At 62.8% G+C, this 21,058-nt stretch carries 21 protein-coding genes and 3 pseudogenes; 8 read left to right on the top strand and 16 right to left on the bottom strand.

The features are described 5' to 3' along the window. Positions 1-387 (bottom strand): VOC family protein, encoded by a 387-nt coding sequence (locus NKJ08_RS15385; RefSeq protein WP_352527910.1) that lies wholly within the window; start codon positions 385-387, stop codon positions 1-3. Beyond that, the gene (cysS, locus tag NKJ08_RS15380) at positions 384-1,853 is read right to left on the bottom strand and encodes a cysteine--tRNA ligase (RefSeq protein WP_352782239.1); all 1,470 of its coding nucleotides are present in this window, start codon (positions 1,851-1,853) and stop codon (positions 384-386) included. Before cysS ends, NKJ08_RS15385 begins: the two co-directional genes overlap by 4 nt. A 418-nt stretch (positions 1,854-2,271) precedes the next feature. Between cysS and NKJ08_RS15375 the strand changes: the two genes are divergently transcribed. Further along, complete coding sequence (locus tag NKJ08_RS15375) at positions 2,272-2,421, top strand: hypothetical protein (RefSeq protein WP_254820210.1); 150 nt, start codon at positions 2,272-2,274, stop codon at positions 2,419-2,421. 56 nt (positions 2,422-2,477) lie between these two features. On the opposite strand, the pseudogene NKJ08_RS15370 reads toward NKJ08_RS15375, so the two are convergent. After that, positions 2,478-3,237, bottom strand: a pseudogene (locus NKJ08_RS15370) (SOS response-associated peptidase). 123 nt (positions 3,238-3,360) lie between these two features. Between NKJ08_RS15370 and NKJ08_RS15365 the strand changes: the two are divergent. From NKJ08_RS15365 to NKJ08_RS15350, 4 genes are all read left to right on the top strand, one after another. Beyond that, positions 3,361-3,786, top strand: coding sequence for an NUDIX hydrolase (locus NKJ08_RS15365; protein WP_352527914.1), 426 nt, complete (start codon positions 3,361-3,363; stop codon positions 3,784-3,786). Positions 3,787-3,834: 48 nt separating this feature from the next. After that, positions 3,835-4,212 (top strand): TIGR02301 family protein, encoded by a 378-nt coding sequence (locus NKJ08_RS15360; RefSeq protein WP_352527916.1) that lies wholly within the window; start codon positions 3,835-3,837, stop codon positions 4,210-4,212. Between the two features lie 374 nt (positions 4,213-4,586). Beyond that, positions 4,587-4,844: a hypothetical protein gene (locus tag NKJ08_RS15355; RefSeq protein WP_023677749.1), complete on the top strand. Its 258-nt coding sequence runs from the start codon at positions 4,587-4,589 to the stop codon at positions 4,842-4,844. A gap of 80 nt (positions 4,845-4,924) precedes the next feature. After that, the gene (locus NKJ08_RS15350; protein WP_352782237.1) at positions 4,925-5,728 is read left to right on the top strand and encodes a hypothetical protein; all 804 of its coding nucleotides are present in this window, start codon (positions 4,925-4,927) and stop codon (positions 5,726-5,728) included. A gap of 33 nt (positions 5,729-5,761) precedes the next feature. Here NKJ08_RS15350 and NKJ08_RS15345 read toward each other — a convergent pair whose 3' ends face one another. Next, positions 5,762-7,093 (bottom strand): dihydroorotase, encoded by a 1,332-nt coding sequence (locus NKJ08_RS15345; protein WP_352782235.1) that lies wholly within the window; start codon positions 7,091-7,093, stop codon positions 5,762-5,764. 83 nt (positions 7,094-7,176) lie between these two features. On the opposite strand from NKJ08_RS15345, the gene ygfZ reads away from it, so the two are divergent. The 3 genes from ygfZ to NKJ08_RS15330 all read left to right on the top strand — a co-directional run bounded on the left by ygfZ (position 7,177) and on the right by NKJ08_RS15330 (position 10,872). Continuing rightward, positions 7,177-8,037 (top strand): CAF17-like 4Fe-4S cluster assembly/insertion protein YgfZ, encoded by an 861-nt coding sequence (ygfZ, locus tag NKJ08_RS15340; RefSeq protein WP_352778157.1) that lies wholly within the window; start codon positions 7,177-7,179, stop codon positions 8,035-8,037. Further along, positions 8,037-8,669 carry an HD domain-containing protein gene (locus tag NKJ08_RS15335; protein WP_352782233.1) on the top strand — a complete coding sequence of 211 codons (633 nt, stop codon included), beginning with the start codon at positions 8,037-8,039 and terminating at the stop codon, positions 8,667-8,669. The genes ygfZ and NKJ08_RS15335 overlap by 1 nt, the downstream gene beginning before the upstream one ends. 64 nt (positions 8,670-8,733) lie before the next feature. Then, positions 8,734-10,872: a putative bifunctional diguanylate cyclase/phosphodiesterase gene (locus NKJ08_RS15330; RefSeq protein ID WP_352782231.1), complete on the top strand. Its 2,139-nt coding sequence runs from the start codon at positions 8,734-8,736 to the stop codon at positions 10,870-10,872. A gap of 62 nt (positions 10,873-10,934) precedes the next feature. On the opposite strand, the gene NKJ08_RS15325 is transcribed toward NKJ08_RS15330, so the two are convergent. From NKJ08_RS15325 to NKJ08_RS15270, 12 genes and pseudogenes are all read right to left on the bottom strand, one after another. Continuing rightward, positions 10,935-11,207: a DUF3303 domain-containing protein gene (locus NKJ08_RS15325; protein ID WP_352527928.1), complete on the bottom strand. Its 273-nt coding sequence runs from the start codon at positions 11,205-11,207 to the stop codon at positions 10,935-10,937. A gap of 21 nt (positions 11,208-11,228) precedes the next feature. Then, positions 11,229-12,692: a RimK family ATP-grasp domain-containing protein gene (locus tag NKJ08_RS15320; RefSeq protein ID WP_352527930.1), complete on the bottom strand. Its 1,464-nt coding sequence runs from the start codon at positions 12,690-12,692 to the stop codon at positions 11,229-11,231. After that, positions 12,689-13,795 carry a peptidase C39 family protein gene (locus NKJ08_RS15315; RefSeq protein ID WP_352782229.1) on the bottom strand — a complete coding sequence of 369 codons (1,107 nt, stop codon included), beginning with the start codon at positions 13,793-13,795 and terminating at the stop codon, positions 12,689-12,691. Before NKJ08_RS15315 ends, NKJ08_RS15320 begins: the two co-directional genes overlap by 4 nt. Before the next feature lie 208 nt (positions 13,796-14,003). Further along, a complete protein-coding gene (locus NKJ08_RS15310; protein ID WP_352527932.1) occupies positions 14,004-14,798 on the bottom strand; it encodes an anti-sigma factor family protein in 795 nt (264 codons plus the stop codon). Continuing rightward, the gene (locus tag NKJ08_RS15305) at positions 14,795-15,313 is read right to left on the bottom strand and encodes a sigma-70 family RNA polymerase sigma factor (RefSeq protein WP_352527934.1); all 519 of its coding nucleotides are present in this window, start codon (positions 15,311-15,313) and stop codon (positions 14,795-14,797) included. The genes NKJ08_RS15310 and NKJ08_RS15305 overlap by 4 nt, the downstream gene beginning before the upstream one ends. Positions 15,314-15,441: 128 nt before the next feature. Then, positions 15,442-15,900: a type II toxin-antitoxin system VapC family toxin gene (locus NKJ08_RS15300; RefSeq protein ID WP_352782275.1), complete on the bottom strand. Its 459-nt coding sequence runs from the start codon at positions 15,898-15,900 to the stop codon at positions 15,442-15,444. Beyond that, on the bottom strand, positions 15,897-16,139 hold the full coding sequence (locus NKJ08_RS15295; protein ID WP_352527951.1) for a type II toxin-antitoxin system VapB family antitoxin: 243 nt from the start codon (positions 16,137-16,139) through the stop codon (positions 15,897-15,899). Before NKJ08_RS15295 ends, NKJ08_RS15300 begins: the two co-directional genes overlap by 4 nt. A gap of 57 nt (positions 16,140-16,196) precedes the next feature. Next, positions 16,197-18,926, bottom strand: a complete 2,730-nt coding sequence (locus NKJ08_RS15290) for a DUF2339 domain-containing protein (protein WP_352782226.1) — start codon at positions 18,924-18,926, stop codon at positions 16,197-16,199. 84 nt (positions 18,927-19,010) lie between these two features. Continuing rightward, positions 19,011-19,529 carry a PaaI family thioesterase gene (locus NKJ08_RS15285; RefSeq protein WP_352527937.1) on the bottom strand — a complete coding sequence of 173 codons (519 nt, stop codon included), beginning with the start codon at positions 19,527-19,529 and terminating at the stop codon, positions 19,011-19,013. After that, positions 19,526-20,299 (bottom strand): DNA repair protein RecO, encoded by a 774-nt coding sequence (gene recO, locus NKJ08_RS15280; protein ID WP_352527939.1) that lies wholly within the window; start codon positions 20,297-20,299, stop codon positions 19,526-19,528. Before recO ends, NKJ08_RS15285 begins: the two co-directional genes overlap by 4 nt. A gap of 112 nt (positions 20,300-20,411) precedes the next feature. Next, positions 20,412-20,855, bottom strand: a pseudogene (locus NKJ08_RS15275) (porin); the annotation flags it as partial. Between the two features lie 20 nt (positions 20,856-20,875). Then, positions 20,876-21,058 (bottom strand): annotated as a pseudogene (locus tag NKJ08_RS15270) (IS630 family transposase); the annotation flags it as partial.

Here is a 21,058-nt window from a genome sequence, read left to right as displayed (position 1 = left end):
CTACTCCGGAGCATGGCAGACCGCCTCGACATTGTTGCCGTCGGGATCGAAGGCGAAGGCGCCATAATAGTTCGGATGATAGTGCGGACGCAGGCCCGGCCCGCCATTGTCCTTGCCGCCGGCGGCGATCGCCGCGGCATGAAAAGCATCGACCTCGGCGCGGCTGCGCGCGGTGAAGGCGACATGCTGATGGTCCTTCGGCTTGTCCTTGCCGGCATGCAGCCAAAACACCGGCCGGTCGCGGCCGTAGCCGCCGACCTTGGCGCCGCCGGTATATTCCTGCGGCACCATGTAAAGCAGCGAGGCGCCGAGCGGCGCCATCGCCCTGTCGTAAAAAGCCTTCGACGCGTCGAAATCCGAAACGGTAATGCCGAGATGGTCGATCATCTTTTCACCTCCCAGGTGGTGATGCGTTCGCCGGTGACGGGGTCCTTGCCGTCCTTCAATTGTATGGCTTGCGCCAGCAACTCGTCGCGGATGCGGTCGGCCTCGGCCCAGTTCTTGGCGGCGATCAGCGCGAGGCGTTTGGCGATCGCCTTGGCAATGGCGTCTTCATCCACCTTGGCCGCCGCGACGTCGAAGCCGAGGAACAGCAGCGACGCCTTCAGTGAAGCGGCAGCATCATTGTCTTCGGCGGCAGCGTTGCCGCTACCAGCGTTGAAATCAACAGCATCGCCAGCCAACTGCGTCAGCAACTGGAATGCGGGATAGGTGGCGAGGTCGTCCGACAGCGCTTCGATCACATCCGCCGGCACCGGTTTTGCCGTCGGCGGCGCCAGATCGGCGGCCCGCTTCCATTTGCGCAGCGTATTCTCCGCCTCTTCCAGCTTGCGCACTGAAAAGTCAATCGGTTCGCGATAATGCGTCATCAGCATCGCCAGCCTCAGCACCTCGCCCGGCCATTTGCGGCCGCCAAAGGTCTCCGTCTCCAGCAATTCGCTGATCGAATAGAAATTGCCCAGGCTCTTGGACATCTTCTGCCCTTCGACCTGCAGGAAACCATTGTGCATCCAAACCTTGGCCATCGTTTCGGTGCCGTGGGCGCAACGCGACTGCGCGATCTCGTTCTCGTGGTGCGGAAAGATCAGGTCGAGACCACCGCCATGGATGTCGAACACCTCGCCGAGATAGGCGGCCGACATCGCCGAGCACTCGATGTGCCAGCCCGGCCGGCCCCTGCCCCACGGGCTGTCCCAGCCCGGCTCCTGGGGCGAAGACAATTTCCACAGCACGAAATCCTGCGGGTTCTTCTTGTGCGCATCGACGGCGACGCGGGCGCCGGCCTGCTGCTCGTCGAGATTGCGCTTCGACAATTGCCCGTAGTCCGGCATGGAAGCGGTGTCGAATAGGACTTCTCCAGCCGCGACATAGGCATGGCGGCGTTCGATCAAGCGTTGAATCAAGAAGATCATATCGACCTTGCCGTCGGGCCTAGGCTCGACGAACTCGGTGGCGCGCGGCTCGACCGTCGGCTCCAGGCAACCGAGTGCCGCCACGTCCTTGTGGAACTGGTCGGCGGTCTCTTCGGTGACCCGCCTGATCGCCTCGTTCAGCGATAGCTCCCCCGAGGAAATCTCGCTGCCGAAATCGCGCAGTGCGCGGGCGTTGATCTTGTCGTCGACGTCCGTGATGTTGCGCACATAGGTGACGTGCGCTTGCCCGTAGAGACGCCGCAGCAAACGGAACAGCACGTCGAAGACGATCCCCGGCCGCGCATTGCCGATATGGGCGAAGTCGTAGACCGTCGGGCCGCAGACATACATGCGCACATTGCGCGGATCGATCGGGAAGAAATCTTCCTTGCTCCGCGTTAGCGTGTTGTAGAGGCGCAGGCTCTTCGATGCGTCAGACATACGTGCCTTCCCGGTGCGTTACTTTGTTTGAGCATGACCTGTTGGGATCGTGCTCTGGATGGAGCCAGTTGCGCCGAGGCGCAAATCGGGCTCCAGCCTGCTGGCCGGGCGTTTGTCCAATCTGGGAGGAGATGAGGCGAAAACGTCCAGGACCAGCGCGAGGCTAGCCGATAATGCAAATGCCACAAATGGCGAAAGACGTTTTCATGGCCGGCTTTATCGCCTTGCCCGGTGTTGCCGTCAAGTCGCTACCCTCGCCAAAAATACCGTTGGATCACAGGAAATGCGGCACTGAAACATTTTATTAAACATGTCGGCACTGTCATGAAACATTCGCCGGCTAGATCAGCAAGCGTCACGATTTGGTCGGATTCGGCCAGCAAACGCAGACACCAAGACGTTACCAGGGAAGAGAAGAATGCCTAAGCAGGAACCCAGCCGCGCCAAGCAACCGGCGCTCGCCAGCTATTACCGGGCGATCGGCCCGGCAGCAATCGTCGCAGCTCTTCTGCACACCGCGAAGAAGAAGAAGCCGGCACAGAAGATCGTCTCGCCGCGCGCTGCCTGAGAATGCCGCCGGTGAAGATTGAGGCGCTCACGGCGTCTCAGAAATAGTAGCTTTTGCTAAAGTAAAGTCATCTGACTGTCGTTCGCGCCGAACTTCTGGCGTTTGACCTTCTCGGGCTCAGGCTCGATGACGCCCTTCTCCTGAATCTCCGGCCCGATGTTGGCGACCTTGTTGACGAGGTCGGAAACCGGGATCGCTTCGAAGAAATCGGGGTGGGCGGGTATCAGCAGATCGGCCACATCGCGCGGCTCGAGGGTGCGGCAATCCAGCCAGCGAGCGAAATCCTCGGGATGGATCACCACCGGCATGCGGCCGTGGATATGAGCAATGTCGGCATTGGCATGGACGGTCAGGATGGCGCCGGTCCATTTCCGATCCGCCCGGCTCGGCATAGGTCTCGATCAGCCCGGCGAAGGCGACGAGCCCGCCATGCCTTGGGCGCACCCAATAGGGCTGCCCTCTTCTGCCGCCGGTCTGGTGCCATTCGTAGAATCCCGAAGCCGGCACCAAGGCGCGGCGATGGCGCATGGCGGCGCGAAACGAGGCCTTTTCCGCCGCCCCTTCGGCACGCGCGTTGAACAGCAGCGCGAAGTCACGCGTATCCTCGACCCAGGCCGGGATCAGGCCCCAGCGCACCAACATCGAGCGCCGGTCGGGCAGGTTCGAGCCAGGCGCCCGCGGTAATCCGGCGAGCGCCATCAACACCGGCTGCGTCGGCGCGATGTTGTAGCGGGCCGGAAACTCCTCCAATTCCGCCAGGCCGAGAAAGGCGGCGGTCTGGTCCGGAGTGGCGGTCAAGGCAAAGCGTCCGCACATGAATTCAATTCTCGAATTGGTGACATGTGAAAGTGGCGATGGAACCTGCCTTGCGCAACCGTTAAAGCTGTTCGCCGACGGCCGGTCCACAACGGACTATGCCAATCGAGCGATCGGGAGCCCATGGAAGCACGCAAGATCATTCCGGCAGTCTCGGTCTGCGTCGTGCGCGAGAACACGGTGCTGCTGGTCAAGCGGGCCAGACCGCCATCGCAGGGCTTCTATGCCTTTCCCGGCGGGAAGGTCGAAGCCGGCGAGACGCTGGAACAGGCAGCACGGCGCGAATTGCTGGAAGAGACCGGATTGCAGGCGCGCAGCTACCGGCCGCTGCGGGAAATCCACATCGACGGCAGCGGCGACGGGCATCCGGTCGACTATCAGCTGACGGTGTTTGGGGCCAACTATGCCGGCGGCGAGGCGGTGGCCAGCGACGACGCCGAAACCGCGGCCTTCTATACGCTGGCCGAAATGACAGCGATGCCGCTCGCGGATGCAGTTTTTGAAATTGCCGACGATCTGCTCGGCCCCAACAAGGACGCCGAGAACTGAGCCCGAAAATCGCCTTGCAGGCGACAAATTGTTTCAGCACAAAGCCTGATGAGCCGCACATCTCCGTTTCTCGCCGCATGCCTCGCCGTCAGTGTGGTTGTCGGCGCGCGCCCGGCAATTGCCGCCGAAGCCCCGTTCGAGCCCGGGCTGATGCGGCTGGCGGAAGTGCTCGGTTCGCTGCATTTCCTGCGCAATCTGTGCGGCGAGAAGGGCGACCAGTGGCGGGCCGAGATGGAAAAACTGATCGCATCTGAAAATCCGAACCCTGAGCGGCGCGCCCGCTTCATCGCCAGCTTCAACCGCGGCTACCGATCCTTCGGCGGCACTTATACGCAATGCACCGCGTCGGCCACGGAAGCCATCAGCCGCTACATGAAGGAAGGCGAGACGCTGTCTCGCGACATTGCATCGCGCTACGGAAACTGAGGGCGGCAGCTGCTTTCCGGCAAAGCCGCATCAAGCGGCGGCGCTGTTCGCGGCGGACGCGTTCGACACTTCTCCGCTTGCCTCGGGTGACGTCTTGGTGCAATCGTTATGTTGCACTTTTGCAACTATATTAACGAAACGTTAGCGCGCGGATGTGGAATTAACTCAAACTGAAGGTTTTCATCCCGCTCGCTGGCCTAATCGGCTAAGTTTTGAATCAGATCGAACGCAGGTTTGCAAAACGCTACGGTCTTTGTCGAAAGCGACCAAAAAAATGTCGCATTTACAAGCACTTATTTAACCTGCGTGTAAACGGACAGCCCAAGCCTGATCCGCATCTATCGGATCGCCGCTTGAAAAGGGTGGACATCGCAATGGAACATGGCGTCAACGACATCGACGCGCTGGTCAGGGAAGAAAAGCGCCTGACTGCCGTGGAAAGCCACAGCGAAGCCTGGGCAGAAGGGCTGTCGGCTGGAATCGAGCCGGAAATCATCGCCGAGGCCGCCCTCGAGACGGCATTCGGCGAGATGCTGCGCACCAATGGCGAGACCTCGGCGCTTGCCCTCCTCGATCGCATGCGTGAAAAGGTGATTGCCGGGGCCTTCGAGCCCGAAAGGCTGCGGCACTGACCTCGGTTCTTTGACGACGGCGCGCCGCTGGACATCACGTCCGGGCACATGGATGGCCCGGAACCAGGGAGTAGCAGGCGGTGAATTTTTCGATGTCAGGCAAGCCGCGCGGCCTGGTCCTCAGCATCTGGCTCACCGCTTCCTGCGCGGCGATTCCCCTTGCACTGTTTCTTGCGAGCAGTCCCGCTCACGCTCTCAGCGAGATCAAGCGCGAAGACCTGCCCTCGCCGGTCACGCCGCCACCCGACGGCGACATGTCGCCGCCCGGAAGTGCCGTGCCGATGCCCGGCCCGCTCGGCACGACGCCACCTGCAGCCAGCCAGCCGACGCCGTCCGACGCACCGGAACAACCCGAGCCGAAAGGGCCGGCGGACGATGGCGGCATGGCCAATCCGCATGTCGATCCTGACGTACCTTTGCCCGAAGTCGTCTACGACCTTACCAAGTTGCCGGAACCGGTCAGGCGCATGCACGACCTGATCGTCGAGGCCTGCAAGAGCGGCGACATCGAAAAGCTCCGGCCGCTGATCGGCAAGGGCGACACGATGACCCAATTGTCGCTGGGCGACATGGAGGGCGACCCGATCGCCTTCCTGAAGGGCCTTTCGGGCGACACGGAAGGCCAGGAAATCCTCGCCATCATGGAAGAGGTGCTCAATGCCGGCTATGTCCATGTCGATGCCGGCACGCCGCAGGATCTTTACGTCTGGCCATATTTTTTCGCCCTGCCGCTGGATAAGCTCGACGCCAGGCAACGGGTCGAACTGTTCAAGATCGTCACCGCCAGCGATTATGATAACATGAAGCAGTTCGGTGCCTACATCTTCTACCGCGTCGGCATCACGCCGACCGGGCAATGGACGTTCTTCGTCGCAGGCGATTGAGTAGGTTAGGCTGGTCTTATGTGGCAGGAGCCTCTAAGCCACCAGCGCCTCGGAAAACTCCACCGCCCTACCCTGACCTGGCGTGACGATGTCGCCTTCCCACATCACGCGCCGGCCGCGAACGATAGTGCCGATCGGCCAGCCGGTCACCTGCCTGCCGTCATAAGGCGTCCAGCCGGCCTTGGAGCCTTGCTGGGCGTTGGCGATGGTCTCGCGACGCTTCAGATCGACGATGGTCAGATCGGCATCGTAGCCGGCGGCGATGCGGCCTTTCCTGGCGATCCCGAAAATGCGCTGCGGGCCGTGGCTGGTAAGGTCGACAAAGCGCTGCAAGGTCAGTCGGCCGGCGTTGACATGGTCCAGCATGATGGGCACCAAAGTCTGCACCCCGGTCATGCCGGACGGTGACGCCGGATAAGGCTTTGCCTTCTCGGCCAGCGTGTGCGGCGCATGGTCGGAGCCGAGCACGTCGACAATGCCTTGCGCAATGCCGTGCCAGATGCCGTCGCGATGGCGCGCGGCGCGCACCGGCGGGTTCATCTGGATCAGCGTGCCCAACTGCGCATAATCATCGGCGCTCAGCGTCAGATGATGCGGCGTTGCCTCGCAAGTCACGACGTCCTTGTGCTGTTCGAGGAAAATTATCTCCTCGGCGGTCGAGATGTGCAGCACATGGATCCGGGCGCGGACCTGGCGCGCGATGCGCACCAGGCGCTCGGTGCAGCGCAATGCAGCGATCTCGTCGCGCCACACCGGATGTGAGGACGGATCGCCCTCGATGCGCTCGCCGAGCCGCTCGCGCAGCCGGAACTCGTCCTCGGAGTGAAAGGCGGCGCGGCGACGTGTGTTCTTCAGGATCGAGGCGACGCCTTCGTCGTCCTCGACCAACAGGTCGCCGGTGGACGAGCCCATGAACACTTTTATGCCGGCCGCACCCGGCAGCCGCTCGAGATCGCCGGTGTCTTTCGCATTGTCGCGGGTGCCGCCGACCCAGAAAGCAAAGTCGCAATGCATGCGACCGGTGGCACGCTGTACCTTATCGGCAAGAGCCGCCTCGCTGGTGGTCAGCGGATTGGTGTTCGGCATCTCAAAGACGGCGGTGACGCCGCCAAGCACCGCTGCCCGCGAGCCCGTCTCCAGATCTTCCTTGTGCTCCAGTCCCGGCTCGCGGAAATGCACCTGGCTATCGACGACGCCCGGCAGGATATGCAGCCCGCGGCAGTCGATCGTCTCGCCGGCCGATGCCTGGCGGAGGTCGCCGATGGCAGCGATGCGCCCACCATTGATACCGACGTCGCGAAAACCCTCGCCGTCATGGTTGACCACGGCGCCGCCTGTCAGGATGAGATCGTAGATGGGGGCCATGCGGATCCGGTCTCTTGCGGGGGGAGTGCCAGCGGCTTACGTAATGGCCGACAGTTTTGCAAGATCAGGCTCGTTTTCCCACCATGCCCTTTGCCTCGCTCAGAGATCGCGCACTCGTTTCCGTGTCTGGGCCGGATGCCGAGCACTTTTTGCAGAACATCCTGACTACCGACCTCGACGTGCTTGGCAGCAGCGAAGCAAAGCCCGGCGCCCTGCTGACGCCGCAAGGCAAGATCCTTTTCGACTTCCTGATCTCGCGCGCCGGCGACAATGCTTTCCGTCTCGAATGCCGTACCGAGACGGCCGACGATTTCATGCGCCGGCTGGCGCTCTACAAATTGCGCGCCAAAGTCGAAATTGCCAAGACAGATCAGCCGGTTGTGACCGTCCTATGGGAAAGCGATTCAACTGCCTCGCAATTTGAATCAGCACCGTTTGCCGATGCGCGGTTTGTCGATGCTGCCGTCAAGCGCTTCTATGATGGCGCCGCAGATGGCGGCGACCTTGCCGCATGGCAAGCCTTTCGCATCGCCCATGGCATTGCCGAAAGCGGCAGCGACTATCAGCTCGGCGATGCGTTTCCGCATGACGTGCTGCTCGACGAGATCGGCGGCGTCGGCTTCAAGAAGGGCTGCTATGTCGGCCAGGAGGTCGTCTCGCGCATGCAGCATCGCGGCACTGCCAGGCGCCGGGTGTTGATCGTCTCGGCCGAACAGCCCCTGCCCGCTTCGCGCGCAGAGTTGACCGTTGAGGGGCGACCAGTCGGCACGCTCGGCTCGACCACAGGCTCGACAGGTCTTGCCATTGCCCGCATCGACCGGATCAAGGCGGCGCTCGACGCCGGCCTACCGATCCTGGCTGACGACGTACCCGTGTCGCTCGCCATCCCGTCCTGGGCGAAATTCAGCTTTCCGCAGGAAGCCGTCGGCGCGGAGGAGGCCTGATGGCGGCCGATCGCGTCGGGCCGCCGCCGCGCGCCTGGCAGCGCATGCTATCCGGCCGGCGGCTCGACCTGCTCGACCCCTCGCCGCTCGACATCGAGATCTCCGATATCGCTCACGGCCTTGCCCGCGTCGCTCGCTGGAACGGCCAGACCAGAGGCGACCATGCCTTTTCGGTCGCCCAGCACTCCCTGCTGGTCGAGGCGCTTGTCGGCGAGCTGATGCCGGACGCCGAGGCCGACGCGCGGTTAGCGGCGCTGCTGCACGACGCGCCGGAATATGTCATCGGCGACATGATCTCGCCGTTCAAATCCGTGATGGGCGGCAGCTACAAGGATTGCGAGCTCAGGCTGCAGCGCGCCATCCATCTGCGCTTTTCACTGCCGGCGGAACTCGACGCCGGACTGCGCAAAGAGATCAAGCGAGCGGATCAGATCGCCGCTTATTTCGAAGCGACGCTGCTTGCGGGTTTTTCGACGGCAGAGGCGACGGAGTTCTTCGGCCGGCCGCGCGGTTTCAACGCCGAGCGCTTCGATTTCACGCCGCGCTCGGTGACCTGGGTGCAAAATGCCTTTCTCAAACGGTTTGCGGCGATCGAAAAGTCGCGACGCCAGACTGCCGTTCCAGCCGGCTGAAAACGGTAAATTAACCGGCAGGGACAACAGTGCCGTGGTTAACCATGGTCCATAGGCGCGCCTCATGCCCGTTGCCGGTTTCAAGGCTGGTTCGTCCGTCCGCCGACGGGGGGCCAAAGGCGTCGGCCTGCCGCAACGGATTGAAGACGAGCTGCGCGAACAAAACGAACGTTTTTCGGCAGCGGTCGAGAACATGTCGCATGGCCTGTGCATGTTCGATGCCGATGAGCGGATGATCATCTGCAACAGGAACTACATCAGCATCTTTCGCCTCGACGCCGAAGTGGTGCGGCCCGGCATCCGGTTTTTCGATATCCTGCAACACAGCGTGGACATCGGCATCGCCTCGCAAAGCGCTGAGGAACTCTATGCCATTCGCAAGCCCTATATCGACCGGGCTAAACCTTCCACCTATGAGGAAACGCTTGCAGACGGGCGTATCGTCAACATTTCGCACCGGCCGCTGGCGTCAGGCGGTTGGGTATCGATCTACGAGGACATCACCGAGCAACGGCGCGGCGAGCAGGAGTTGAAGGAGCAGCACCGCCGTTTCGACGCGGCACTTGCCAACATGTCGCAAGGGCTTTTGATGTACGATGCTGACGGCAAGCTGATCGTGCGCAACGAACGTTTCCTGGAACTTTACCATGTCAGGCCGGTCGACTTCCCGCTTGGCATGAGCCACCGTGACGCCTTCAAGCGGCTGCTGGAACTGGGCATTTATACAAAGCTCGACCTCGACAGCGAAATCTTGCAAATCGAAGCCTGCCTGCGGGTGGGCAAAACACACGTAACGCATCGCCATCTCGCCGACGGCAGAACGCTGCTGGTTGCGCGCCGGCCGATGAGCGGCGGCGGCTGGGTCGCGACGTTCGACGACGTCACCGAGCGCAGGCGCGTGGAAGAGCGCATGACCCACCTTGCGCATCACGACACACTGACCAACCTGCCCAATCGCTCGATGCTTCGCGAACGGCTCGACCAAGCCCTGAGTGAGACGAGAGACGGATCGCTGGCGATATTCTCGCTCGACCTCGATCACTTCAAGGCGGTCAACGATACTTGGGGCCACCCCTCCGGCGACTGGCTGCTGAAATGCGTAGCCGAACGGCTGCAACGGTGCCTGCGCAATGAAACGGACGTTGTCGCCCGCTTCGGCGGCGACGAATTCGTCATCATCCAGTTCAACCTCAAAAGCCCGGGCGACGCGGAAAAACTGGCCAAACGCATCGTCGAGATCATCGGAAAGCCGTTTCGCGACAAGAGACACGACATGCGCGTCGGCATCAGTGTCGGAATCGCGCTTTTTCCGAATGACGGCAAGGATGCCGACACGCTGCTGAAAAATGCCGATATGGCGCTCTATCGGGCAAAGAGCGAAGGGCGCAACCTCTACCGCTTCTTCGAACCAGCCATGGATGCGATGGTGCGGGCACGCCGGGCACTCGAAATCGATCTCAGGGCAGCGCTGTCGCGTCGGGAATTCGAGCTGGATTTCCAGCCGATCATGAACATCGCCTCCGGCGAAATCGTCGGCGCCGAAGCCTTGATGCGGTGGCGTTCGCCGGTGCGCGGCCTGGTGCGGCCGGACGATTTCATTCCGGCCGCCGAGGAGACCGGGCTGATCGTGCCACTTGGAGAATGGGCGCTGCGAAAAGCCTGCACGAGCGCAGCGGGCTGGGCGCCTTTGCGTATTGCGGTCAATGTCTCGGCCGTGCAGATCAAAAGCGGCACCTTTGCCCGCAGCGTCATCTCGGCACTGGCGTTCTCGGGCGTGCCGGCCAACCGGCTTGAACTGGAAATCACCGAAACGGTGCTGATGGACGAGAGCGATCTGGTGCTTAAGACACTCAGGCAGCTGCGCGATCTGGGCGTCCGCATCGCGCTGGACGATTTCGGCACCGGCTATTCCTCGCTCGGCTATCTCAGGCGCTTTCCCGTCGACAAGATCAAGATCGATCGTTCCTTCATCCGCGATATCGACAGTCGCGATACCGCGGCAATCGTGCGCACCATCATCGGGCTTGGCGCACAGCTGGACATCACTGTCACCGCCGAAGGCGTCGAGACGGAAGCGCAGTTGGAGTTCCTGCGAAAGGAGGGCTGTGTCGAGGCTCAGGGCTATCTGATCGGCGTGCCATCGAAAGCGTCCGATATCGACCGGCTGCTGAGGTCGAGCGCAGCGCTTAGCAGCAGCGGCTGAGCGCAACACGGCCGGCCGAGCCAAAGCGCCTAAGGTCATCAGCGCTGAGGTTCCCTCCCGGGTCAGAGGTGCCCGCTCAATGCCTCAACCATGTCCTTGTTCGTCGCCACAGGAACAATCTCGAACGCCACCAGATCCGCCCATTCGATGACCCACCGCTGCAGAAGCGTGACGTCATCGGCCTCCACCAGCAGGAAGCAGCGGCTCATATCCGCCGCGATCCAGCTGTGGTGCACGAGAAGCGCGTCCGGCTTCAGGCGGCCCTGGTCGCGGAAGCGACGGTAGATCTCCTTGCGGTCACAGCCGCGAAAATCCTCGGTCACAAAAAACAGCATCTCTGTCCCCCACTCGGATGGTTATCGCCCCGGCCTGTCCAGCCGCTCCAGGAACCACTGGGTCAGCCGCACCCAGACCTCGTCCTTTTCGCCAGAGTCTTCCCAGCCGTGGTCGAGGTTGGGGTTATCGTTGACCTCGATGACGAAGACGCCGTCCCTGGTCTCCTTGAGGTCGACGCCGTAGAGGCCGTCGCCAATGCAACGCGCCGCGCTCACCGCCGTCTCGACGACATGGGCCGGCGCTTCCTTCAGGGTGAAGGTCTTGATGCCGCCCTGGTCGGGCTTGCCGTTGGCCTTGTGATTGACGATCTGCCAATGTTCCTTGGCCATCAGATAATGGACGGCAAACAAGGGCTGGCCGCCGAGGACGCCGACGCGCCAGTCATATTCCGTCGGAATGAATTTTTGAGCGATCAGGAGGTCGGAATCCTCCAGCCATTCGGTTGCGAGCGTCTTCAACTCGTCGAAGGTGCCGCATTTCTTGACGCCGCGCGAAAACGAGGAGTCCGGGATCTTCAGCACCAGCGGGAAGCCCAGCGTCTGCGCCGCAAGTTCCAGATCCGAAGGGCCGGCTATCATCACCGTCGGCGGCACCGGAACCTTGTTGTAGGTCATCAGCTCGTTGAGATAAACCTTGTTGGTGCAGCGGATCATCGACAGCGGATCGTCGATGACCGGCATGCCTTCCTGCTGGGCGCGGCGGGCAAAGCGGTAGGTATGATTGGAGATCGAGGTGGTCTCGCGGATGAACAGCGCGTCGTAGTTGGCGAGCTTGGCCAGATCCCGCTTGGTAATCGGCTCGATTTCGACGCCCATCTTTTCGGCGATCTTGGCCCAGTGGCGCAGCGACGAAATCTCCGACGGTGGCAGTTCCTCATGCGGATCGACCAGCGTGGCGAAAGTGTAGCGCGCCGGCGTGCGGCCCTTGGTGTCGCGCCACTCGCGGTTGGTGTAGGTCTCCAGGCACTGGAGAAAGTGCGTTTCCTCGTCCTCGGTCATCCTCGCCAAGGGATGGAAGCCGATCTTGCGGATCGAGGCCCATTCGGCGCTGTCCCTGATGTGGACCTCGAGCGCCGGGGCACGGAACCAGTCGAACAGGAGTTTGGCGAAGCGATCCCAGATCCTGGATGGTCCGATGCCGAAGAAGATGCAGACCTTCTGCGGGAAAGCGCCGCCCAGGTCCTTGCGGCACTTGTTGAGTGCGAGTTCGAGTTCCGGCAACGCGTGCTCATAGAGCTTGCGCTCCGACAGGTCGATCATCGTTTCGACAGTTGGGATGACCTTATGGCCGCGCGAACCGGCGAGCAGCGAGGCGTAATAGCCGCGGCTCTGGTAGCCGTAATTGTTCGACAGGTTGATGACCTTCGGCCGCTGACCGCGAAACAGTGCCGGATGGGCAAGGTAGTCGCGGTTGGTGATGATCTTGTGCGGCGTCGCCACTTGGTCGAGATCGTTCTGCCGGCCGGTAAGGATGACCCAGGTCATTGGCTGTCGCGCTTTCCGAGAGTGATGGCGGCGCGCAATCCGTCGCGGCCGAATTGCGCCATGTTCATGAAGATGCCGTAAGGCACGGGAATGTTGGCCGCATCGAGGATCGTCTCCTGCCGCTCGTCCTCGACCCAGGGGTCATGGATCAGGATATGATCGCCGTCGTCGCCGATGGCCAATACCCAGTGCGGGATTTTCTTGCCGAACATCAGGAAGCCGCTGATCAGGACCAGCACCAGTTTTCCCTCTGCAATCGCAGTGCGAATGTCGTCAAGCCCGAATGAGCGGTAATTCACCGGGATGCCGTAAAGTTCCGCGCGGCGGCGAAAGTCGACTTGCGCCAGCTCCATGACCCGGCGCTTATCTTCGCTGCGCACCGACTGCAGGAACAGCGCGCCGTAGAAGGAGACATAGATCTCAGCAGCAAGCCCGCTCTCATAGCCGGCGACGGCCAGCCCGAACGGCTCGCAGCCGCCAGGGCCGGACATCATGAAGACGGTCGTCGCCTCGCGCCACAGCCGGATTTCCATCACCGGATCCGGCACGAAGCCGGGGTCGAAGTTAGCCATCGCCATCATCAGGCAGCATGGTCCGCATGTGAATTCGCAAGTCTGCTGATAAAACGGCACTTCGGTGGCGACCGGAATGTCGCCGCGCAAGGTCTTTTCGTAGCGGAGCGCCGTGGCGCCATCCTCGTAGTAGTCCGGTTCGCGACCGATCTTGCGGTAGCCGCTCTGCTCATAGATCTGGATGGCGCGCGGATTGTCCTCGCGGACTTCCAAACGAAGCATCATGCGGCCGTGCTCGAAAGCAGCGGCTTCAGCCTCCTCCAGCAGCAGGCGGCCAACGCCACGGCCGCCGAAAAATGGACCGACGGCGATCGAATAGAGTCGTGCGACGCCGCTGCCCTTGCGAAACAGCACGACCGCATAGCCGGCGACGTGACCATCGTTCTCGCCAACCAGCAGTTCGGCGGTGTCGCGTTCGATCAGTTGGCGAAAGGAGCGGCGAGAAATGCGGTCGCTCGAGAAAACAGCTTTTTCGATGGCGGCGAGGTCATCGACGTCGGACGCGCGGGCCTTGCGAATCTCGGCAGGCATGCGGGCTCAGAAAACCTCGATTGGGTTGTGGAAACGGCCCTAGTCTAAACATCGGTCACACCAGCCGAAGCGCCAGCATCTAGCAAGCGCTATCGCACCTCGATTAGGGCCGAATTGTGACAGTTTTGATGGCAAGCAGGTCGCGAAAGGCTTTGAATGACCTCCCGTGTTTCGGCATCGGCGCGGCTCCAGAAAAATGAAGTCCTGTTCAGCTTTCCAAGCCTGCCACAAGCTGGCCATAGGCGCTCTTGGCCACTGCGGCCAACCGCTCGCGCGGCAGCGAGCCGACAACGGCGCAGCCATAACCCTTGTCCAGCCAGTAGACGGCCTCAGGACCGTCTTCCTCCGACCCATAGGTGCCCTTGGCCTTGGCCGCCGATTCGGCCGTGACGAAGAGCGATATGCGCTCGCCTTTATCGTCCTCGTAAAGCAGCATCGCGGCCTTGCCCTGGCCGGCAGGCAGCAGCCGGCCACCGACCAGCTGGAATCCTTGCGCCGCCAGATCCGGCGCGACGAGCTTCAAACCCACCTGGTTCGACAACCAGCTCTGCAAATGATCCCTGTCGCTTGCCGGCACTTCCACCGCGTGCCGTTTTTCGGCGGCATAGATGACGTGGGCGGCGATCGCCTCTTCGGCAAGCTGGTCCTCGGCCGTATTTTCCAGACCGACGCGGCCGATGCCGGCAAGGTAGCCGCCAGCACCGCCAATCACCAGGATGGCGGCAGCGGCGGCCGCAAGCCACCAACGCGAGCGCGACGCCGCCGCTCTGACCACCGGCGCCTCGCCGAGCATTACCCTGCTCAGCCGTACCGGCACGGGTTCGCTCAGCACGCCGTTGAAGGCTGCGCGCAACGCTGCCCGGTCGGCGGCGTAGCGTGCGCTCTTGGTCTTCATCTCGGCATTGGCCTCGAGCCATGCCTCATAGGCCGTCCGCTCATCGCCCGGCAACTCGCCATCGAGAGCCATGTGGATGTCGCGTTCGGAGAAATCGCGCCGGCTCATTTCTCGACGATCCTTATAGACCGGCGGCGCGCGGCATCATCCAGCAGCGTGCGCAGTTCCTCACGCCCACGCGCGATGCGCGACATCAAAGTGCCGGCGGGGACGCCAAGGATGTTGGCGGCTTCGGCATAGGAAAACCCTTCGATGGCGACCATCACAAGTGCCGCGCGGCGGTCCGGGCTGATCGCCTGCAGCGCGTCGACGATCTCGCGCGAGGCGATGCTCTCGACCTGCTCGGCGGGTGCTGCCTGCGCCTCACTCGCCTCGAGCGGCAGCATCGCTGCCTCACCGCGCCGGTTCACCTTGCGCATCTGGTCGATGAACAAATGATGCATGATCGTAAACAGCCACCTCCTGGGGCTTTCTCCTGTCTGCCAATTGTCGAGCCGCACAAGTGCCCGCTCGAGACAATCCTGGACGAGATCGTCGGCGGAATCGCGGTCGCGCAACAGCGAGCGTGCATAGCGGCGCAGACGCGGTATTTCACCAAGGATTGCTGCCTTCTTTTCGTCCATGACCGCTGGTTCTGGAGCCCTGTCCGCAGTGATTGAACGCGCCTTCGCGGCGCGGCGCAAGCGGCCAGCGCGAAGCGGTCGGCCGCCCCGGTCACCCAAGCAACTGAATAACGCTGCCGGTGACAGGTTTATTCCCGGCGGGCATCCGATTGTCGAAACGCCGGTTTAGGCGCCAGATCCGTCTGAAGAAAATCGTCGCCCTTGTAGAGCAACGGAAGATCGAGGGCCTTTGCACAGGCGTAGGCGAAGCAGTCGCCAAGATTGAGATCGGCCGGATGACCAACCGCCTTGCCGTAGCGGATGCTCGCGTCGATGGCGCGCGCGCCGATGTCCTCGTCGATAGGCACATTGCGGGCGCTGATTTCGACAATGAACGAATCGACCAGATCGCGCGCCGCGGCGAGCATTTCGGGCGTCGGCTTTTTGGAAACGGCGTTTATGCGCCCAAGGGCAAGTGTCGCCTCGAGCCGAACAAGTGCGGAAATATGCAGCGGACTGCCGGCACCCGAGATTCGCTTGAGCAATTCCGCCCACCCCGGTTCCTTGGTGAGAATGGCGACGATGACCGACGCATCGACGAACATCAGTCTTCCCACATCTCGTCGGTGAATGCCTTCATGTCGAAGGTGGGATCGGACGGCCCCAACGCAGCATACTTGGCCTGTAGCACCGCAATTCTGTCGCGCAGGGGCTTGCGGGCGCGGTTGCGCTCGAGCTCGTGCAAAAGCGCGGTCCGCACTGCTTCCGTCTTGCTCGGGGCGTTCGTCTCACGCTGCAGTTTTGTGGCTAGCGCATCCACCTCGTCGTCGCGAATATAGAGGGGCAAATTGAATATCTCCTCTGGAATATTCATATATTCCATCTTGAATATTCATGCAACCCTTTACGTCTCTTTCGCCGCACGTGTCAGCAGCCTCTGATAAAACAAGCCGATGCCGATGAGCACCGCGCCGAGGCCGATGAAGGACAGCGCCCGCAACACGCCTTCCAGCTCCGACATGTCAAAGATGAAGACTTTGAGCACGGCGACCGAGATCAGCGCCGCCGACGCTATGCGCAGCGCCTGCGACTTCAGCCAGACACCGGTGGTGAGCAGCACCACGCCGATGATCAGCCACAGTGCCGAATAAGTATAGGTCTCGAGCTGGCCGAGGCCGCTCCACAGCCCGATGAACTCACCCTTGAACAGGCGCCTGACTGAAAGCGTGGCATAGGCAAAGGCGAGCAGCGCCGCCACCACCGCCAGCATCGCCGCATACCATTGCGGCCGCTTGTCACGGGCATAGAGCGCCAGTGCGCCTGCCGCAACCGCCGGCAAGAGGTAGGCAAGGAACAGAAGGTTGAACGCCGGAATGCTGCCGGTCGATTCATCCGTCAGCAAGGGGTTCAGCGCCAGAAAATGCTGGACGACGATGAAGGCGACCGAGACCACGCCCGCTGCGATCGAGCCGTAGCGCAGCACCGAACTTGGCGAGCGCATGTCGATGGCGACCAGGATGGCACCGGCACCGATGGCGATCAGCGTGTAGATCGCCTGTTCGGCGAGCGTCGCGGCAGCCGTGTCGATGACGCCTCCATGCATGGCATGGCGCACCAGCATGGCGACGGTGAGCAGAGCAAACAGCGCGGCGCCGGCCTCCATGGCGAGGCGCGGCCGGCCATTGGTGGTGCGGGCTAGCTGCCAGGCGGCAAAGCCGAAGGCGAGCGCCGGCCCGCCATATCCAATCAGCAGCCAGTTGAACACCGGTGTTTTCGACAGGAACTCGGCGCCGACGATGGTCGGGTCGAAGGCGACACGGCCGAGCACTGCAATCACCGCACCGACCGAAATCCAGCCAAGCGCCGGATAGGTACGCCAGCGCGTTGCCAGCGCCGGCACGACGGCGGCTGCTCCGAGCAGGATAGTTGTCCAGCCGGAGCCAAAGGCCATGTGCAACATCAGCAGGCCGGCAATCGCCGCGCCGCCGAGCGCGAAGGAGCCGGCAGCGCCGCCGGTCAGCGGCGGCGCTTCGCCGCGCGCTATCCATTCGCCGCCGGCGACGAAGACTCCGACCAAAACGGCTGCGACCGCCGCATAGGCAAGGTCACGGTCGAGATTGCCGAAGGTCAGCCAGAGCGCCAGTAGGATGACCAGTGGCGCGACAGCGCTCCAGGCCGCCCATGTGGCGGCGCGCAGCCAGCCAGGGGCCGCAAAACGGCGCGCTGCCCAGAAGCCGGCGCCGATGAAGACCAGGCCGAGAGCGATACCGACCCTGAGCATCAAGGCATCGGACGCCACAACCGGCAAGCCGTCGACACCGAGAGCGCCGCCCGAAAAATCGGCAGCGATCGTGGTCGGCGGGATGATGCCGAGATAGACCAGCACCGTCGCCAGTCCGGCGGCGTGCAGCAATGCAAGCGCCCGCGGCCGGTAGAGCGCCACCGCCACCAGGGATGCGATAAGGGCAGCACCCGGCAATGCACCGCGGATGGCGACGAAGGCCGGATCGACGAACAGGGCCAGCGCCGAGAGGCCGACGAAGAAGCCCGGCGTGATCGACGGCCAGTCGAAGCCGCTGCCGGATTCCGCTTCGCTGCGACGGCCGAGCCAGACGAAGGCGAGCACGGCCAGTGTCACCACGTCGATGAAGAGAATGACGGAAAGCTTCGCCCCCGGCGCGTCGGTCATGTAGAAGATGGTCCAGATGCCCGTGGCGACGAAGGCAGCCGCCATCAAAAGCTTCCAGTCGCGGATGCGGGCGATGACGCCGGCGGCGGCAAGCACGATCGCCAGATAGCCGAACAGCGCCCATGGATTGGGCGCCTGCGAGGCGACCAGCATCGGCGTCACCATGGCGCCGAGCAGGCCGACGCCGGCCAGCGCCTGACCGTGGACCAGGCTTGCCGCGATCGTCGCCACCCCGATGGCGCCGAGCAGCGTGAAAGCGAGCGCCGGGCCGATGAAGCCGTAAATGCTGTACGCGGCGTAGACGGTGCCGAACAGGATGAAGGCGCCGGCCGCCGTCAGGATCGCCGGGATATAGGCACCGGCAGCACCTTGCACCGGCACCTTGAAGCCGGTGCGCCGGATGAACTCGCCGCCGGCGACCAGCACCAGCCCGAGTGCCGCCGCCATGGCAAGCCGCACGCGTGGCCCGAAAATGCCGGCCTCGATGGTGTAGCGGATCAGGAATAGGCCGCCCAGCGCCAACGCGATGCCGCCAACCCATACCGCCCAGCGAGTACCGAGAGCCGTTTCGACGTCGGACTGGCGGGCGGCTTTAGCCGCTGCCGCCGGTTGCGCCGAGTCCGGCGCGGACGACGCCGTGGTATCGGCGTTCCAGGGTCCGGATGTCCCCTCCCCGATACCGGCTTCGGCCTCTGTTGCCGATGCCGCGGCCGTCGGCGATGAGGCTATGTCGGCAGCAACCGTAACCGGGGCTGCGGCATCCGCCGGTTTGCTGTCGTTTGCAGCTGGTTCCTTGGCTTGCGGCGGCAGGACAGGCGCGCCCGAAAGCACAAGGCTGCGCAACGCGCCAAGCTCGCGCTCGATCAGGCCGATGCGGCTCTGTTGGCGTGAAATGATGACGAACAGCGCGATGACGGCGACGAGGCCAATCAGGCTTTCAAACATGGCGGTTCCCCCAAACCAGGCCAGTTGTCACTGACATTCAGCCTTCAGTGACATTCAAATGCGGCGGCCAAACGGCCGGTCCATTCAACGTGCCGCCAGATTGGCCGCCGGAAAGATCGAGCATGTTTCGGTGCCGAATGCCAGCAGCTTGCCATTGGCATCCTTCAGTGCCGCTTCCGAAACCGCCAGCGTGCGGCCCTTGTGCACCACTTTGCCTTCGCACACCACCTCGCCGGTCCTTGGCGTGATCGGCCGCGTCAAATTCACCTTGAACTCCGCCGTCGTATAGGCCTCGCCCCTGGCGAGCAGCGTCTGCACCGCGCAGCCCAAGGCCGAATCCAGCAGCGTCGCGGCCCAACCACCATGCACGCCGCCAAGCGGATTGAGGTGGCGCTCGTTCGGCACACCGCGAAACACCGCGCGTCCTTCCGACACTTCGACAAGGGCGAAATTGAGCTGGAAAGAGATCGGCGGCGCCGGATATTTGTTGTCGATGATACGCTGGAGCAATTCCAGACCGGTGTATTCGAGGATGTCGTCGTGCGGAATGGTGCCGAGGCCGAGCGGCGAAACCCGGCCGGGATAAAGTTCCACTTCGCTCATCTGGTGGTTTCCCCAGCGGCGGTTTCTCCGGCGTTCGCCTTGGGTGCATGATGCCTGCGCAAGGCGGCAAGAAACCCGGCGCGGGCGCCAGGCGGCTCGATGCCGCGGGGCTCATAGACATGGCGGGTAAAAAAGAAGCCGGTCAGCCGGAAGGCATCCTCGATCGCCGCCGGATCGGCGCGCAGGCCCGAACCACGCTGCAGGAAGGCAGGCAGCGCCAGCATCTTGTCGCGCCACGGCGCGCCCGCCGCCCGCGACACGGCGCGGCCGGATTTCGGCGAGACGTAGGCAAGGTCCTGCCTGGTGCCAGTCGCCGCACACTGGCTGAGATCAAGGCCGAAACCGAGTTCGTCGAGAACCAGCAGCTCGAAGCGGGCCACCAGCTCGCCGGCGGCATCGGCATCGTCGAGATGGGCGATCATCACCGCAAGCGTCTCATAGAGAGCGCCATGGGCGTCGCGCTCTGGCAGCAGGCGCAGATGCGCGGCCATCGTCTGCAGGCCGTAGATTGCAACGGCTGTGTCCATCAGCCGGGCGGCATTCATCTCGATGGCCTCAGCCTGGAAGGTGCCCAGATGCTCGTCGAGCCGCGCCCGCCATAGCAGCTCGACGCGGTTGCCTGGTTGCAAGACCGGCTGCTGCTTGCGCGAACGGCCGCCGCGCACAAGGCCGAGATGGCGGCCATGCGCACGTGTCATCACCTCGAGAATGGCGCTGGTTTCGCCATGCTTGCGGGTGCCGAGAATGATTCCCTCGTCGCGCCATTCCATGACGAGAGCTTGTCACCGGTTGGATGGCGAAATCAAGATCAGCGGCCTATCCACCGGAAACGAAACGGCCCGTAGCGATACACCACGGGCCGTTTGCAGATATTCAGCTCGATCAGAACGAACGCTGGAAGCGGAAGATACCACCGATTGCGTCGGCATCGTCGGCATCGAAATTGTCGAAATAATCGAGTTCGGCGGTGATCGTGTAGCCAGGAACGATCGTGTAGGCGACATTGGCCGCCACGGCGAAATCTTTTTCGTCGGTATAGGAGACCTGAGCATTCAAAGAGGTCTTCTTGTTGACGGCATAGCTGCCGCCGCCCCAGACGGCAAAGTTGCCGATCCATGGCTTATAGAAGTTGACGGCGCCGTGATCGTCGCTGCCGTAGCCCGCCATCACGAACAGGGTCAGGTCAGTAATCGGCTTGACGTCGAGGCGAACTTTGCCGGCCCATTCTTCCCACGCGCTGTTATAGGCGCCCACCGCGGTGATCGCACCCCAGTCGCCCTTGTATTTCACCCCGCCGACGACAAACGGAACGTAGCTGTCGATCGACTGGCTAGAGCGCGTCCTGTTTAATCCGGTTCATATCCTGCGGCTTTGAAGTAGTTGGCACATTCGGCTGGGGTGAAGAGGTCGACGACCGCGCCGACCGTGTCCCACAGAGCCTTGATGGTTCTCTCGGCCTTTGCTCGCAGCAGCGCCTTGAGTTTGGCGAAGGCGTTCTCAATCGGATTGAAGTCGGGACTGTAGGGCGG

This window comes from Mesorhizobium sp. M0244 (genome assembly GCF_040321795.1).
In the GTDB taxonomy this organism is placed as follows: Bacteria; Pseudomonadota; Alphaproteobacteria; order Rhizobiales; family Rhizobiaceae; genus Mesorhizobium.
This window is presented reverse-complemented; position numbering and strand designations above follow the sequence as displayed.